At 71.3% G+C, this 15,717-nt stretch carries 15 protein-coding genes, 1 tRNA gene and 1 riboswitch; of the genes, 11 read left to right on the forward strand and 5 right to left on the reverse strand.

Going from position 1 to position 15,717, the window contains the following annotated elements; genetic code table 11:
• Positions 1-11 precede the first annotated feature (11 nt).
• A riboswitch (TPP riboswitch) is annotated at positions 12-98 on the forward strand.
• A gap of 71 nt (positions 99-169) precedes the next feature.
• From FL583_RS27750 to FL583_RS27765, 4 genes are all read left to right on the forward strand, one after another.
• Positions 170-1,213, forward strand: a complete 1,044-nt coding sequence (locus FL583_RS27750) for a thiamine ABC transporter substrate-binding protein (RefSeq protein ID WP_142707788.1) — start codon at positions 170-172, stop codon at positions 1,211-1,213.
• Positions 1,189-2,790, forward strand: coding sequence for an ABC transporter permease (locus tag FL583_RS27755; RefSeq protein WP_205752505.1), 1,602 nt, complete (start codon positions 1,189-1,191; stop codon positions 2,788-2,790). Before FL583_RS27750 ends, FL583_RS27755 begins: the two co-directional genes overlap by 25 nt.
• Positions 2,787-3,767, forward strand: coding sequence for an ABC transporter ATP-binding protein (locus FL583_RS27760; RefSeq protein WP_142707790.1), 981 nt, complete (start codon positions 2,787-2,789; stop codon positions 3,765-3,767). The genes FL583_RS27755 and FL583_RS27760 overlap by 4 nt, the downstream gene beginning before the upstream one ends.
• A gap of 68 nt (positions 3,768-3,835) precedes the next feature.
• Positions 3,836-4,186, forward strand: coding sequence for a hypothetical protein (locus tag FL583_RS27765; protein ID WP_142707791.1), 351 nt, complete (start codon positions 3,836-3,838; stop codon positions 4,184-4,186).
• 514 nt (positions 4,187-4,700) lie between these two features.
• Here the strand turns inward: FL583_RS27765 and FL583_RS40365 are convergent.
• Positions 4,701-4,844, reverse strand: a complete 144-nt coding sequence (locus tag FL583_RS40365; protein WP_170323895.1) for a hypothetical protein — start codon at positions 4,842-4,844, stop codon at positions 4,701-4,703.
• Positions 4,845-5,285: 441 nt separating this feature from the next.
• On the opposite strand from FL583_RS40365, the gene FL583_RS41150 reads away from it, so the two are divergent.
• Positions 5,286-5,714, forward strand: coding sequence for a DUF4143 domain-containing protein (locus FL583_RS41150; protein WP_205752506.1), 429 nt, complete (start codon positions 5,286-5,288; stop codon positions 5,712-5,714).
• A 295-nt stretch (positions 5,715-6,009) separates the two neighbouring features.
• On the opposite strand, the gene FL583_RS27780 is transcribed toward FL583_RS41150, so the two are convergent.
• The gene (locus FL583_RS27780) at positions 6,010-7,695 is read right to left on the reverse strand and encodes an enoyl-CoA hydratase-related protein (protein WP_205752507.1); all 1,686 of its coding nucleotides are present in this window, start codon (positions 7,693-7,695) and stop codon (positions 6,010-6,012) included.
• 160 nt (positions 7,696-7,855) lie between these two features.
• A complete protein-coding gene (locus tag FL583_RS41925) occupies positions 7,856-8,113 on the reverse strand; it encodes a UBP-type zinc finger domain-containing protein (protein WP_240746823.1) in 258 nt (85 codons plus the stop codon).
• 49 nt (positions 8,114-8,162) lie between these two features.
• On the opposite strand from FL583_RS41925, the gene FL583_RS27790 reads away from it, so the two are divergent.
• Positions 8,163-9,824 (forward strand): Na+/H+ antiporter, encoded by a 1,662-nt coding sequence (locus FL583_RS27790; RefSeq protein WP_240746824.1) that lies wholly within the window; start codon positions 8,163-8,165, stop codon positions 9,822-9,824.
• On the opposite strand, the gene FL583_RS27795 is transcribed toward FL583_RS27790, so the two are convergent.
• The gene (locus tag FL583_RS27795) at positions 9,813-10,478 is read right to left on the reverse strand and encodes an EcsC family protein (protein ID WP_170323897.1); all 666 of its coding nucleotides are present in this window, start codon (positions 10,476-10,478) and stop codon (positions 9,813-9,815) included. The two genes, FL583_RS27790 and FL583_RS27795, sit on opposite strands and share 12 nt — an antisense overlap.
• A gap of 1,085 nt (positions 10,479-11,563) precedes the next feature.
• On the opposite strand from FL583_RS27795, the gene FL583_RS27800 reads away from it, so the two are divergent.
• From FL583_RS27800 to FL583_RS27820, 5 genes are all read left to right on the forward strand, one after another.
• A tRNA-Ser gene (locus FL583_RS27800) sits at positions 11,564-11,657 on the forward strand.
• A 103-nt stretch (positions 11,658-11,760) separates the two neighbouring features.
• Positions 11,761-12,618 (forward strand): NAD(P)-dependent oxidoreductase, encoded by an 858-nt coding sequence (locus FL583_RS27805; protein WP_142707796.1) that lies wholly within the window; start codon positions 11,761-11,763, stop codon positions 12,616-12,618.
• A complete protein-coding gene (mug, locus tag FL583_RS27810; protein WP_142707797.1) occupies positions 12,615-13,277 on the forward strand; it encodes a G/U mismatch-specific DNA glycosylase in 663 nt (220 codons plus the stop codon). Before FL583_RS27805 ends, mug begins: the two co-directional genes overlap by 4 nt.
• Positions 13,278-13,349: 72 nt before the next feature.
• Positions 13,350-13,544, forward strand: coding sequence for a hypothetical protein (locus tag FL583_RS27815; RefSeq protein WP_142707798.1), 195 nt, complete (start codon positions 13,350-13,352; stop codon positions 13,542-13,544).
• Between the two features lie 103 nt (positions 13,545-13,647).
• The gene (locus FL583_RS27820) at positions 13,648-14,508 is read left to right on the forward strand and encodes an NmrA family NAD(P)-binding protein (protein WP_142707799.1); all 861 of its coding nucleotides are present in this window, start codon (positions 13,648-13,650) and stop codon (positions 14,506-14,508) included.
• Here FL583_RS27820 and FL583_RS27825 read toward each other — a convergent pair.
• Entirely contained in the window at positions 14,461-15,708 is a 1,248-nt protein-coding gene (locus FL583_RS27825; protein ID WP_142707800.1) for a serine hydrolase, read from the reverse strand. The two genes, FL583_RS27820 and FL583_RS27825, sit on opposite strands and share 48 nt — an antisense overlap.
• Between the last annotated feature and the right edge of the window lie 9 nt (positions 15,709-15,717).

Below are 15,717 nucleotides of genomic sequence, written 5' to 3' on the forward strand. Positions count from 1 at the left end.
CAGCCGTCCGTCGGGGAGCTCGGGCGAAGCCGGGCTGAGAGGGCGACCACCGCGTCGCCGACCCGTCGAACCTGCTCTGGGTAATGCCAGCGGAGGGAGAACCGGCGTCTCGCCGGCGGCTTCAACGCCCCCACGGCTCATCCCGGTGCCCGAGTCCGGAGGAAACCGGATGCGTGCCCCACGTTTACTGGCGGTCGCGGTCGTGCTACTGGCCGCTGCGTGCTCGACCGACACGAAGACAGATACCAGCACCGTCACCCTCGTCACCCACGAATCCTTCGTGGTGAGCAAGGAAGTCCTGGCCGACTTCCAGAAGCAGAGCGGTCTCACGGTCAAGATCCTGCGCAGCGGCGACGCCGGCGCCCTGGTCAACAAGGCCGTGCTGAGCAAGGGCAACCCGCAGGGCGACGTGCTCTTCGGCGTCGACAACACGTTCCTGTCGAGGGCGATCGACGCGGGGATCTTCTCCGCCTACGACCCGAAGAACCTCGACCAGGTCGCGGCGAACCTGAAGGAAGGCACCGACGGCAAGGTCGCCCCGGTCGACTACGGCGACGTCTGCGTCAACTACGACAAGGCGTACTACGCCAAGAAGGGCATCCAGCCCCCGTCGTCGTTCGCCGACCTGCTGAAACCCGCCTACAAGAACCAGCTCGTCGTCGAGAACCCGGCCACCTCGTCCCCCGGTCTCGCGTTCCTGCTCGGTAGCGTCGCCACCTACGGCGACACCGGCTGGAAGGACTACTGGGCGAAATTGAAGGCGAACGGCGCACTCGTGGTCGACGGCTGGGAAGAGGCCTATCAGCAGCGGTTCACGGTCGGGTCGCAGGGCAAGGGCAACCGGCCGCTGGTCGTCTCGTACGCGTCGAGCCCGCCCGCCGAGGTCGTCTACGCCGAGAAGAAGCCGGCCGACGCGCCCTCGGGCGTCGTGACGAACACCTGCTTCCGGCAGATCGAGTACGCCGGTCTCCTGGACGGCGCGGCGAACCCGACCGGGGGCAGGAAGCTGCTGGACTTCCTGCTCTCGCCGCAGTTCCAGAAGGACATGCCGCTGCAGATGTTCGTGTACCCGTCGGTGACCGGCACCCCGCTCCCGGCCGAGTTCACGAAGTACGCGGCGACGCCGGAGAAGCCGCTGACGCTGCCGGCCGCCGACATCACGAAGAACCGGGAGGCGTGGATCGACGAGTGGACAAATACCGTCCTGCGCTGACCCGCGCCGCGCTGGCGGTCGTCCCGCTGGCGTTCCTCGCGGTGTTCTTCGCGTATCCGGTCGCGTCGCTCGTCGGGCTCGGGCTCGGCGGCGACGGGCCGGGCCTCGGTCTGCTCACCGATTCCGGCGTCCGGCACGTGCTCTGGTTCACGGTCTGGCAGGCGGTGGCCTCCACGGTGCTGACCGTGCTCGTCGCGCTGCCGGGCGCGGCCGTGCTGGCCCGGTTCGACCTGCCCGGAAGGGCGGTGATCCGGGCGCTGGTGACCGTGCCGTTCGTGCTGCCGACCGTCGTGGTCGGGGCCGCGTTCCTGGCGCTGATCGGGCCGGACGGCCTGCTCGGCATCGAGCTCGACCGTACGGTCTGGGCGATCCTGGCCGCGCACGTGTTCTTCAACTACGCGGTCGTCGTCCGGATCGTCGGGAGCGTGTGGGCGCAGCTCGACCGTCGGCAGGAGGAGGCGGCCCGGATGCTCGGGTCGTCGCGGTTCGCCGCGTTCCGCCGGGTGACGCTGCCCGCTCTGCGGCCCGCGATCGCGGCCGCTTCGTCGGTGGTGTTCCTGTTCACGTTCACGTCCTTCGGCATCGTGCAGATCCTCGGCGGGCCGGAGTACGCGACGCTCGAGGTCGAGATCTACCGCCGCACGGTCTACCAGCTCGACCTCTCCGGCGCCGCGGTGCTCTCGCTGGTGCAGTTCTTCGCCGTCGCCGTGCTGCTCGCGCTCGACGGCCTGCTGACCGGGAAGGCCCGGGCCTCCCGTCTGGTGGAGCCTGCGCCTCGGCGTCCCCGTGGGCGTCTCGAGTGGGCGTTCGTCGGGGCCAATCTGGTCGTGCTCGTCGTGTTGTTGATGGCCCCGCTCGCGGTGCTGGTGGAACGCTCGTTCGCGAACGGCCTCGGGTCCTGGAAGGCGCTCGCCTCGTCTGATTCGTCCAGCGTGCTGCCGGTGCCGGCCTGGCAGACCGTCGCCACGTCGTTGCAGTACGCGGTCATCGCGACCGCGCTCGCGGTCGTCGTCGGCGTCTGCGCCGCCGTCGTGCTGACCCGCCCCGGCCGGCTGGGCGGCGTGTTCGGCCTCCTGCTCATGCTCCCGCTGGGGACGTCGGCCGTGACCGTCGGTTTCGGCTTCCTCGTCGCGCTGGACGAACCACCGCTCGACCTGCGCGACTCGCCCCTGCTGGTGCCGTGTGCCCAGGCGTTGGTCGCGGTGCCGTTCGTCGTCCGGGCCGTGTTGCCGGTGTTGCGGGCGATCGACAACCGCCTGCGGGAGGCGGCCGCCGTCCTCGGCGCTCCGCCGCTGCGGGTCTGGTGGCGCGTCGATCTGCCGCTGGTCTGGCGCGCGCTGGCCGCGGCCACCGGTTTCGCGTTCGCGATCTCGCTCGGCGAGTTCGGGGCGACGGTCTTCATCGCGCGCGCGGACAGCCCGACGATCCCGGTCGCGATCGCGATCCTGCTGGGCCGCCCGGGCGAGGTCAACAGCGGTCAGGCGATGGCGCTGGCCACGATCCTGATGGTGCTGTGCTCGGTCACGCTGGTCGTCCTCGACCGGCTGCGTCCGTCGAACGCGGGAGGAGAGCTGTGAGCCTGTCGGTGACCGGCGTGTCGGTCCGCTTCGGTCCGCATTCGGCCTTGTCGGACGTCTATCTGGACGTCGCGGACGCGGAGGTCGTCGCCGTCCTCGGGCCGAGCGGGAGCGGGAAGAGCACGCTGCTCCGTGTGATCGCCGGGCTGCAGGAGCCGTCCTCCGGACGGGTCTTTCTCGACGACGTGGACGTGACCCGAGTGCCGCCGCACCGCCGAGGGCTCGGGCTGATGTTCCAGGACGGGGCTCTGTTCCCGCATCGGGACGTCGCCGGGAACATCCGGTTCGGCAACGGTTCGGCCGACGTGGCCGCGTTGCTGGAGCTGGTCGGGCTGCCGTCCGTGGGGGCCCGGCGGGTCGACACGCTCTCCGGCGGGGAGCAGCAGCGGGTCGCGCTGGCCCGGGCGCTGGCGCCGTCCCCGCGCTTGTTGATGCTCGACGAGCCGCTCGGCCAGCTCGACCGGGCGCTGCGCGAGCGGCTAGTCGTCGACCTGCGCCGGCTGTTCGTCCGGCTCGGGACGACCGTGCTCGCGGTGACGCACGACCAGCGGGAGGCGTTCGCGCTCGCGGATCGGCTCGTGGTGATGGAATCCGGCCGGATCGCCCAGGTGGGCACGCCCCGCGAGGTCTGGGAACGGCCGGCGTCGGAGTTCGTGGCCTCTTTCCTGGGGTTCACGAACGTCGCCCGGGTGAAGGTCGTCGGCGGGCAGGCGTCGACACCGTGGGGAACGGTCGCGCTGGACGCTACGGACGGTGAGCACGCGATCCTCGTGCGGCCGTCCGGGGTGCTGCTCGACGGCGGGACCGAGGCGACCGTCGACCTCGCCACGTTCGCCGGTGACCGCGTCGAGGTGCTGCTCACGATCCCCGGCGCGCCGCCGCTGGAGGTGCACTGCCCGCCCGCTGTGGCGCCCGAGCCGGGTGAGACGGTGTCGGTCCGGCTCGATCCGGCGCAGACCGTCGTGTTGGCCGGATGACTCTGGCACTGACGGGTGGACGTCACTTCTGGCGACATACTTCAGAAACGTTTGTACGGTCCGGAGTCATGGGATCTTTCGCTGAGCAGCACTCCGACGACGACGATCTGCCGTCAGATCACGCCAGTGGGCCGAGCACGGCGGAGCTGCTGGAGACCGGTACGCCGGCCGTGGCGACGATCGTGGCCAGCGGGCCGCTCGGAATGCGCAGCCCCTACGGCGTCAGCCTGTACGAGTTCGTGCTGAACGTGGCGGGCGCGGAGGTCTACGAGGTGCGCATCGGCAACCCGGTACCGCCGGCCGCGGTGCCGCTGACCTACCCGGGAGCGTCCATCTCGGTGCGGGTGCTGGCCGACGACCCGCAGGCGGTCGCGATCGATTGGGAAGCCACGCTGGCCGCCGTCCAACGACCGGCGTGACGTACGGAGAGCGGTAAGCAGTTCGGCCATCGCTTCAGCGTCGGCGCGGCCAGCGGAGCGAGCGCCCGGATCAGCGACCGGAGCACCGAGCCCTCGCCCGTCCCGGAGGCGCCGGCCACCACCGATCCAGCGGCCCGCCTGCGGCGGGCCGGGCACGCGCCGACGCGGTCGTCTGGTGACGCCGTCGGCGTTTCCGCGTCCGGACCATGCAGCCTTCGGCCGGCCACCGCTGGCGAGCTAGCCGCCGTCTTGGCGTCCAATCCGTCTGATCGACGGCAGACGGGATGAGGCGCAAGCAGCGTGGGAAACCGAACCCCTGCCCTGACCCAACGACCGCAGCACGAGCCGGACGCCGGCGGATCGTGACGGACGTCGAACCGGACCGTCAGAGCCCGACTACCTTCCACCGGGGAGGCGGGTTTTCTGTTGCTCGACCGTCGTTGGACCGTGGATCAGGTAGCCGCGACCGGCAGCGCCCGTCGTGGCGGTCACGTCACCCGCATCCTGACTTCGACTACCTTGACCGCGCGCCGCAGACGGCGAGCGTCGCTTTCAGCTCGGCGACCACCTGGCGCCGCTCATCCCGGCGGACCTGCTCTGGGGTCATGCCGATGTCGGGTTCATCGTGGTCGCGGACGAACGGCTCGAGCGGCTCCACCGGACCGGGAAGCGTCCGGGCGAGGTCGGCGCATCGCGGAAAATGTGACGCTCTGCAGCGGTGGGTGGCGAACTTACCGGTCTTGCGCAGCGGCGCCTTGCTACGTCCTCGGCACCAGGCTGTCGGAAGAGCCGGCGATCGTGCTAAACGGCCCGCGAACGGTCGGTAAGAGCACGCTGCTGAGCGCGCTCGGGCAGCGACTGTCATCGATTGCGATGATCCGGCCACGCGGGCCGCGGTCCGCAACGATCCGGGTCGATTCGTTGCCGGACCTGGGCCGATTCTGATCGACGAGTATCAGCACGTGCCCGAAGTCCTCGATGCGATCAATGCTCCCAAGGCTGCTGAGCGTGCTGGCCGCCCGGTCGGGGCAGGTGCTCAACATCGCTGCCGCAGCTCAAGCCATCGGCATGGAGAAGACCAGCGCGGAGGTATGTCCGGTTGCTCGAAGCGGTCTTCCTCGTCCAGCGGCTGCCCGCGTGGGGAACCACACTCGGTTCCCGCGTCGCGCGGATGCCCAAGCTCCACCTCGTCGACGCGGGCGTCATGGCATGGCTGTTAGGGCTCACGCCGGAGAAGCTCGCGAGGAACGATCCGGCGGCGCTGACCGAGTATGGGCATTTGGTGGAGACGTTCGCCGTGGGGGAGATTCGTGCTCTTCGTACCCGGATCGTCGACAACCTGGTCGCAGCAGTCGTTCTGTACACCGGCCAACTGGCTTACACGTTCGAGGACGGGGGGCGGGGAGTTCCCGTCCGAAGGGTGATGGCCGTCGTGCGGGTTGAGACGGCTCGGCGAGCCGCTCCAGTAGGTGGGCATGGTGTGGTCAGGCTGCTTACCGGTCAGGGGTGTCGAACCGGCGTCGGGTGAAGTCGGGGGCTTCGAGGTCGCAGGGCTCGGCTATCGCGTCGTCGTGGTAGCCGAACCGCACGAGCACCGGGTCGGGTCGTCGTCGAGCCGGACGTCGGCGACGCCCGGAAGGGCACGAGGATGCGGTTGCCGGGCGCGCCGCGGCCGCGAGCTCCGTCGCCGAGGGCCGTGTCGACCTGCTCGGCCTCGGTCGGCCGCGGCGCGATCCGGGTCGGGGAGACGTCTCGGAAGGGGCCCCACATCCTTGCGCCGCCGCGACCACGAGAAATCCCGGCGCCCGACCTGAGCGGTCCCGTCAGCCCCGGACGAACCCCGGGGCTCGATGCAGTGCCAGCTTGGCCGGGGTGCGTTCCGGCGCCTCCTTGCCGACGAAGGCCCGCCGGGCGGCCGCGAACCCGTGCCGGTCGTCGAACATGTCCTGTGCCATCTCGCCCAGCTCGCACGCCTCGTACGCGTCCAGCGGCCGGGCCGACAGGTCGCGGTCGAGCGTCTCGGCCTTCCGGCGCAGCGTCCGTTCGCGCAGCTCACGATCCCGGTACCGCAGCGCGACCTCGTGTAGCCAACCGCTGAACCGGACCGGATCCCGCGGCCCGACCTCGTCGACCAGGCCGAGTCGCTTTGCCTCGGCCGTGCCGACCGGCAGGGCGTCCCTGAGCAGTCGTTTCGCCGCGTCCGGGCCGACCCGGCGGGGCAGCGTGTAGGTGTGCAGCTCGGAGCCGGTGAGCCCCATCTCGTAGTACGGGTTGAGCACGACGCCGTCGCGGGCGACGACCAGGTCGGCCCCCAGCGCCAGCATCACCCCGCCGGCGCCCGCGCTCCCGCTGAACGCGGCGATCATGACCTGGCCGCGGTTGGTGATCAGCTCACGGCACACGTCGTTGATCGCGGTGATGTTCGCCCAAGCCTCGGCGGCCGGGCTCTTGGCCGCTTCGATCTCGTTCAGGTGGATGCCGTTGCAGAACGGCCCGTCGCCGCCCCGCACGACGATGGCTCTGGTGTCCTGCCGGGCGGCGTGCCGGAGCGCGTGCAGGGCCTGGTTGCACCCGTTGGTCGAGAGCGCGCCGTTGTAGCAGTCCAGGACGACGTATCCGACCTCGCCGCGGCGCAGGTAGTGCACACCCTGGTTCGCTTTGACCGCGACGGTCGTCGGCGAGGCCAGGCCCGGGGGGAGATGATCGGCGAGAACGGTGGCCGCGGGTAGTTTGATCGGTTTTTTGCCGGCTGGTGAGACGTCCGCCAGAAGTTTGAGGTGGCCCAGCCAGACGCTGCCGGTACCGGCCGCGACGAGGACCGCGCCGTCGCGGGACGCGACGACCGTGCCCGGCGGGTCCGACTGACGCGGACCGACGGAGGCGTCGAAGGCCGAGACGCGGACGCCGGCCACCTCGGTCCGGACGCCCGGCGCACCGTCGGCGGCGCGGATCCTGCGGACGATGGCGTCGGCGGGTTCGTCCCAGCGGAACGCCCGGTCGGTCTGGCGCATCGTGGGTCTGGTCCGCGTCTTGGCGAGTTCTTCGGGCGGGGTGGGGCGGAAGTCCGGGTCGCCGACCTTCGTGAGCACCTCGGCGATGCAGCTCATCGCGGCGTCGGCGACCGGGCCGTTGTAGAGGCTCGATTTCGTCGGCGGGTCCGTCGGGAGCGGGAACGTGCGGGAGGCCCAGACCGGGCCGGCGTCCATCTCGTCGACCGCCTGCAGGGCGGTGACGCCCCACTCGCGGACGCCGTCGGTGATCGCCCAGTCCAAGCTGGACGGTCCGCGGTCACCGACCGGACCGGGGTGGACGATCACGGTCGGCCACTTCTGCCAGACCTCGGTGGGGACGCGTTCCTTCAGGAACGGGCAGAGGATCAGCTGCGGGTCCGCGCGGCGGGCCGCATCCGTGATCGACTCTTCGTCCCGGGCGAACTCGACGGCTACCGAATGGCCCCGTTCGCGGAGTTCGCACCAGACCCGTTGCGTGAGTCCGTTGAAGGACGACACCAACAGGAGGATCCGTAAGGATTTCTCTTCTGGGGGGCGCCTGGGGCGGGTGTTTCTTCTTCTACGGAAAGTAAGCAGAAGACTACGCATGCGGGTTAGTGTGCCGTGTTGCCCGGTCCCGTGGGGGGCGCCGCCGCTGAGCTGCGGCGACGCCAGGGACTTACGGGGCCAGCACCTCGTCGACGAAGCACCACTTCCAGCTCTCGCCGGGCTCGGCCGACCGGACCACGGGGTGCTTGTCCTCGTGGAAGTGGGCGCTCGCGTGCTTGTTCGGGGACGAGTCGCAGCAGCCGACGTGTCCGCATTCCAAACAGGTCCGCAGGTGAACCCAGTATCCGCCGATCTTCAGACATTCCTCGCAGCCGTTGGCGCGCGGCTGAGTGTCCTTCGCTTCATCGATGTGTACGCACGTTGCCAAACTTGCCTCCTCGTTCGCACTCCCATTGTCCCTGCTGCACGATGTTGGCGTGCACTTCGAGACCGTGGACCTGATGGCTGCGTTCGGACTGATCATCGGCGCGGCTACCGTCGCCGGTCTGGCGCGCCGAGTACGCATCCCCCCGCCGATCCTGCTCGTGCTGGTCGGACTGGGGGTGTCGTACATCCCCGGGGTGCCCGACTACACGCTGAATCCCGAGATCGTGCTCGCGCTGTTCCTGCCGCCGCTGCTGTACTCGGCGGCCTGGAGTTCGTCGTCGCGGGGGTTCCGGCTGAACAAGCGGCCGATCCTGCTGATGTCGGTCGGGTACACGCTCTTCAGCACGGTCGTGGTCGCGGTGACGGCGTGGGCGCTGATCCCCGGGATGCCGCTCGCGGCCGCGTTCGCGCTGGGCGCCATCGTGGCCCCGCCGGACGCGGTGGCGGCGACCGCGGTCGGGCGCGAGCTGGGCATGCAGCGGCGGTACCTGCAGGTGCTGCAGGGCGAGAGCCTGGTCAACGACGCGACCGCGCTGACCGCGTACAAGGCCGCGGTCGCCGCCGCCGCGGGCGGGATCACGCTGTTGGAGGGCGGCGGGATCTTCCTGCTGGCGGCCGGCGGTGGGGTCGTGCTCGGCGGGGTGCTGGGCTATCTCCTGCGGTTGCTGCGACGGCACATCCACACGCCGGTGCTCGAGAATGCGCTGAACCTGGTCGTGCCGTTCCTGGTCTACCTGGCGGCCGAGAGCGTCGGGGCGTCCGGGGTGCTGGCCGTGGTGATCACCGGGTTGTACCTGGGGAACACGGCGACCGAGACGACGCCGGCCGCCCGCCTGCAGGCCGGAGCGACCTGGGAGGTGATCGACTTCCTGCTCGAGTCGGTCGTGTTCGCGCTGATCGGTCTGCAGCTGCCCGCGGTGATCGACGAGCTGCAGGGCCGGGACGTCGGGACGGTCGTGTGGTGGTCGGTGGCGGTCCTGGTCGTGACGATCTTGGGCCGGTTCGTCTGGGTGTTCTCGACGTCGTACCTGATCCGGGCCCTGTCCCCGGCGGTGCGCGCCCGGACGCCGTCGCCGTACTGGCCGACGCCGACCGTGTCGTCGTGGGCCGGGATGCGGGGTGTGGTGTCGCTGGCGGCGGCGTTCGCGCTGGTCGCCGACTTCCCGGAGCGCGGCCTGATCTTGTGGCTGACGTTCGTCGTCGTGTTCGGGACGTTGGTGCTGCAGGGGCTGACGCTGCCGGGGTTGATCCGCCGGTTGGGCGTCGGAGGCCAGGACGACATGAACGACCGGTTGGCCGAGGCCAACGCCCAGCACCAGGCCGCGCGGGCGGCGACCGAGCGGCTGGACGACCTGGTCTCGTCGGCGCCGCACCCGCCGCCGGCCGAGGTCGTGGGGTTGTTGCGGCACTACTCGGATTATCGGGCGAACAGTGCGTGGGAGCGGCTCGGTGGGGGGCTGTCGCACGGCGGGAAGGAGACGCCGGGGGCGGCGTTCCGGCGCTTGCGGCAGGAGATGCTCCAGGCGCAGCGGGACACGTTCACGAAGTTGCGCAACGGAGGGGAGCTGGATGACGAGGTGATGCGGGAGATGGTGCGGGAGTTGGATCTGGAGGAGACGATGTTGGGGCGGCACGGGGATGATCCGAGCCCGAGTTTCCCGGTGTCGAGGCCGGCTGCGGAATCCTCGTCCGACGGGGCATCAACTGTCTGAGGCGGGGCCTGGCGGGAGGGCCCTCGGTGGGCGGGCCTGCGTGTAGTACGCGACCGCATCGGCGGCGAGCTTCTTCGTAGCGCCCGAGTTGGCGATCGCGCCCAGCGGCACGCCGGCGAACGGCACGAACTTCATCGCGATCTTCTTGGCCGCCGCGAGCCCGGCCAGCCGAGCCAGCTGCCAAGCCAGTTCGCCGTACGCGAGCCCCACCCCGCTGCCGAAGTTGCGGACCCTCTCGGGGAGGTGTTGGGCCAACGCAGAGGGCGCCTGCTGCCGCCGAGCCACGTCGATGGCCGTGCGGGCGGCGTCCAGCTTGGTCTGCAGTCCCCGGATCACCAGGAGTTCGGCCGCACGATCCGGATGCGTGGGGTCGAAGCCCAGCGCCGCGGCGATGTGCAGCACCATCCGGGCCTGGTTCCAGGCCAGGACGCCGACGTCCACCACCGCGCCGAGCGCGCCGGTGACGCCGGCGGCCGCCCCGGAGTAGCGAGACAGGCGGACGAATCGGGTACGGATGACCGGGACCCAGACCCGGTCGGCGACGTAGGGGTGCGCGGCCCGGGTTCGAGCCATCCAGAGGGCGGCCTCGGGGCCGAACCGCTCGACCGCGGCCAGAGCGAGGAATTCCGGCGCGTGGCCGGGGTCGCTCTTCATCCGGGCGAGCAGTCCGTCGGGGAGAGCGTCGGGTCGCTCGTTCTGGCCGGCTTGGGCCTCGGCTGTTCGGGGGTTCAGGCCGGCGCCGGGGACGGCCCGGAGGGCCGCCGTGTCGGCTGATTCCCAGATGGCGCCGGGAGCGGCCGGCCCGATCGGCGGAATCCGTGCATCAGGGGTGTTCGATGTCGGGGCCGTTGGGGCCAACGGCGGCGGGGCATCGTTGGTGGATTCCGCGCGCCTGGCCAGGGCTGGGGCCTCGGCCGGCGGGGTGGGCATTTCGGCGAGCGGCACGGGCGGCCCGGTCGGCGGCAGAGGGGGAGTTCGATCGTCCGGCGCGCCGGCAGGCATCCCTGCCGAGTGACTCGGTCCGGGAGAAACGCGGGGGTCACTCGGGCCGGCGGGAGCCCGCGGCGGCTGCTGGCCCGGCGCCGCGTCCGGCCCGGAAACGCCAGACGGAGGCGCCGGGGGTGGGGCCGCGGTTGCGCCCGACGCGCGGGCAGCCTCCGAGGCGGGGACGGCCTCCGAGGCGAGGACGGCCTCCGAGGCGGGGACGGCCGAGACCGCCGGGACCGTGGGCGCCGCAGGGGGCGCGGCGGAGGCAGGGGCCGCGGGGGTCGCGGGTGCGGCGGGGAAGGTGGCGGTGGGTGCCAACGGCGGCGAGCCCGGTGCGCTCGGGAGCACCTGAGTCGCCTCCGCGGCCGGAACCGCCCCATCGGCAGGCAAGACCCGAGTCGGCGCCAGCGGAGCGCGCGCGCCCGAGCCTTCGTCGGCAGCCTCGACCGGCAGCACCTTCGTAGGCGCAGGCGGGACGCGGGGACCCTCGCCGGGCGCCCCGGCGGCCAGCACCTCTGGCGGCGCAGGCGGCCGCTCGGGCGCATCGGCCCGCTCAGCGGCAGGCAGGATCCGGGTGGGTTCGGGGGCGGCGGGCTCAGGGCGGCGCGGGGTGTCGTCCATAGCTCTTCGAGGGTACGTAACCAGGTCGAATGCAACCTGAGCTCCGCCTGAGAACCCGCCCCGCCCTACTGTTTTGCCCGACGCGAACCGGTCCCTGTATCCTCTGACGTCGGTGGCCTGCGAAGGTCCCTGGAGGCTTCGCCTAGTCCGGTCTATGGCGCCGCACTGCTAATGCGGTTTGGGGTTTATCCCCCATCGAGGGTTCAAATCCCTCAGCCTCCGCCACCCACCAGCCCGCTTGCGCTCCGGCGTACGCGGGCTGTTCCGCGTCCTGCGGCCCCGGGCCTCAGTCGCTCGACGAACCCGGATGTCGCACTAGCGTGGGGGTATGGGAGACACCACCGTCGCTGTGCTCGGAACCGGGATCATGGGCTCCGGCATGGCCAGGAACATCGCCGCCGCCGGGTTGCCGTTGCGGGTGTGGAACCGGACGCGGTCGAAGGCGGAACCGCTCGCGGCGGTCGGCGCCGTGGTCAGCGACACCGCGGCCGCCGCGGTCGCTGGGGCAGACATCGTCGTCACGATGCTCTTCGACGCCGACTCGGTGGCGTCGGCCATCGAGGACGCCGACCCCGCGCGCGGGACGTTGTGGATCCAGACGGCCACCGTCGGCATCGAGGGGACCGATCGGCTGGCGGCGCTGGCCGCGGAGCGCGGCCTGGTCTTCGTCGACGCGCCGGTGCTCGGGACGCGGAAGCCGGCCGAGGACGGGGCGTTGACCGTGCTGGCCTCCGGGCCGGACGACGTGCGGGGCCGGTGCGCCCCGATCTTCGACGCGATCGGCGCGAAGACGCTGTGGGTGGGGCCGGCCGGGCAGGGGTCGCGCCTGAAGCTGGTCGCCAACCTCTGGGTGGCCACCGTCACCACCGGGGTCGCCGAGGCGCTGGCGCTGGCCGGGAACCTCGGGCTCGACCCGGCGCTGTTCTTCGAGGCGGTCGGCGGTGGGGCCACCGACGCGCCGTACGTGCACGTCAAAGGCCGGGCGATGCTGGCCGGCAACTACGACCCCTCGTTCACGCTGGAAGGCGCGGCCAAGGACACCAGCCTGATCGTCGCGGCGGCGACCGGGTCCGGGCTCGAGCTGCGGGTGGCCCAGGCCGTCGCCGACGGGTTCGCGGCCGGGCTGGCCGCCGGGCGGGGTGACCTCGACATGGCCGCCGCCTACCTCAACTATCGCTCCGAGTGAGCGCCCGACCGCCGGGCCGGAGTGACCGCGCCGATACCGGACCGTCCCCTCGATCGGACGCGGGCACGCGTCCGGATCGGAGTACGCCAGAGACGGCCGGTCGGCCTCGGCGGCCGACCAAGATCGACCTGCAGACGGCCTACGGGCAGGCGATCCCGGACGTGGTCGGGCCCGACCTGCGCGTGCTGTTCTGCGGCATCAACCCGAGCCTGTGGTCGGGGTGGAGCGGGCACCACTTCGCGCGGCCGGGCAACCGGTTCTGGCCGGCGCTGCACCGGTCGGGGTTCACGCCGCGGCAGCTCGATCCGTCGGAGTCCGACGCGATGCTGGAGCTGGGGTTCGGGATCACGAACCTGGTCAACCGGGCCACGGCGCGGGCCGACGAACTGGAACCCGACGAGTTGCTGGCCGGCGGCGAGCGCCTGGTGCGGACCGTGCAGACCTGGAAGCCCCGATGGCTGGCGGTGGTCGGAGTGACCGCGTACCGGGCCGCCTTCCGGCGCAAAGACGCGGCGATCGGCCGACAGAGCACCGATCCGCTGTTCGAGCCGACGAACGTTTGGGTGCTGCCGAACCCTAGCGGGCTCAATGCTCACTACGACCTGCCTGCGCTGGCTGTGGCGTACGGGGAGCTACGAGACGTCGCGAACAATTCATGACCCCGCTTCCGTTAAGCCCGTTCACTGGCCTGTACGTTCAGCTCGTCCCCTTGGTTCGTGGAGGGTTTCCCGATGCCGATTTCTGTCGTGCTCAAGGGGGGTCCCGTCCGTGAGCGGGTCGTAGACCTGCCGGTGGACGAGGCCCCCGAGCTGCTGCCGATCCAGACCGCGTCCGGTGAGACGCCGTATCGGCGCACCGGCGCTCGTGACAAGCAGGGACGCCGGGTGTACGAGCCCGCGCGGCTGATCGATCGGCTGATGGCCTAGATCGCCCCAGGCCGCCGCGCTCCGTTATCGACGATAACGAAATCTTGCTATCACTGGATTTCCGGTGTTAGCGTCAAGACGTTATCAGCGATAAGGAGCTCAGATGATCGTCGTTACCGGCGCTACCGGCGCCCTCAACGGCCGTACGGTCGACCACCTGCTCGAGCGCCTTCCGGCGTCGGAGATCGGCGTCAGCGTGCGGGACGTCTCCAAGGCCCAGCGGTTCGCCGACCGGGGCGTGCGCGTGCGTCCGGGCTCGTACTCCGACCAGGCCGCGCTGCGCCACTCCTTCGAAGGGGCCGACCAGGTTCTACTGGTCTCGACGAGCGACCCGACAGCCCACGGCCCGTCGCTGCACCAGGTCGGCATCGACGCGGCAAAAGAAGCCGGCGTGCAGCGGATTCTCTACACGAGCCACCAGGCCGCCCGGGCCGAGTCGCCGTTCTTCCCGGCCGAGCATCACTTCGAGACCGAAGCCCTGCTCGCCGAGTCGGGCGTCGCCTGGACCTCGCTGCGCAACGGCTTCTACGCCCACAGCCTGCAGTGGATGCTCGGGCCGTGGCAGGAGACCGGGGTCATCGCGACCCCGGCCGACGGCCCGGTGTCGTGGACCGCACGCGAAGACGCCGCCGAGGCGGCCGCGGTGATCCTGGCCGGTGACGAGCGCTACGACGGCCCGGTGACACTCACGGCCTCCGCGGCCCCGGACTTCAACGACATTGCGATCGAGCGCCCGGTCGCCCGCCGGGTCCTCGACGACGAGGAGTGGGTCGCCGGGCAGGTGGCGAACGGGACGCCGGAGCCCATGGCCCGCTTCATGCTCGGCTTCTACCAGGCGGCGAGAGCCGGACACTTTGCCGGCACCGACCCGTTGCTGGGCAAGCTGCTCGGCCGGGAACCCCGCACGGTGCGCGACCTACTCGGCGGCGAGCAGTCCGAACGCGGCCACGGCGCAGGCCAGTAGCTGGGCCCGGGCCGCCTCGATGTCGAACGGCCCCTTCGGGTCGCTGGCCATCAGCGACACCGCGACCGTGCGGCCGGACGACGTCCGGGCCAGGAAGTTCTCGGTGACGACGCCCGGCTCGGCCCCGTCTTTGCTCCAGCCGACGGGCCAGCGGCCGACGTCCAGGCCGAGGGCGGCGGTTCCGCGTTGTCCGAGGACGGCGCCCACTTCGGGCTGGGCCGTCGACTGCGCGGCCAGGCCGGCGAGCGCATGGCAGATGTCCGACGGCGACGCGAACCACTCCACGGAGTCGGTCAGCCGGGGCTCGTCGGGCCAGTCGTCCACCTCCGGACGCGGAACGTGGGCCACGACGTCACGGAGGTAACCGAGCCGCTCGCGCGGGTCGTCGGTCGCGACGTACTCGGCGCCCATCCACGGGTGGGCCTTCAACGCGACGACCTCGCGGGTGGTGAGGAACGGCAGGTTGGCGCCGACCTGCGTGTGACCGAACCGGACCTGCTGGGCCTCGACCGCTCCGCGCCCGAGCCGCCCGATCAGGTGGTCGATCGCCGACGCGTCGCCGGTGAAGATCGCGTCGTCGGCGTAGCGGCGCAGCGTCAGCATCGTGCCGTCCGGCAGGACGCCGGTCGACGAGCTCAGGTCGGTCTTCCAGTCGTCGCGGACGGCCAACGGCTCGTCCCAGCTCAGCCGGCCGGCGTCGACGCCGTGGGCGAGCGCACCCAGTACGTAGAGCGCCACGGCCGACCCGATCGGGCGGCGCGCGGTGGCTTCGACCCCGTACACCGGGGCCACCGCGGAATCGGACAACACCTCGGTGGCCAGGAACGACGTGTCGGGCGCGAGCGCACGCATCCGCTCGCCGATCTCGCCCCACGACCGCGGGATCGGCGTCAGCCAGAGCGAATCGATCCGGCCGGCGGCGTCCGTGATGACCTTGAGGTGGTGGCGCTGACCGGAGGCGTCACGCAGCACGGCGGCGCCGGCACGCTCGGCCCGCCGCGGGCGGGCCCGGAACGACTCGACCCGCAGGCCGGCCGGGAGCGTCAGCGACGGCAGCGTGGTGTGGGCCCGGAGCTCAGATGACGGCACCGGACCGCCGGAAGCGACCGAACACAGCCACTCGAGCTGACGTCCGACCGGGGTCGAGGGCAACAGGATCGGCCTCGAGGGCAGCAGGGGCTGCTCGGCCTGCACTCGCACTGTTGCCCT

The organism is Cryptosporangium phraense (genome assembly GCF_006912135.1).
Classification (GTDB): domain Bacteria; phylum Actinomycetota; class Actinomycetes; order Mycobacteriales; family Cryptosporangiaceae; genus Cryptosporangium; species Cryptosporangium phraense.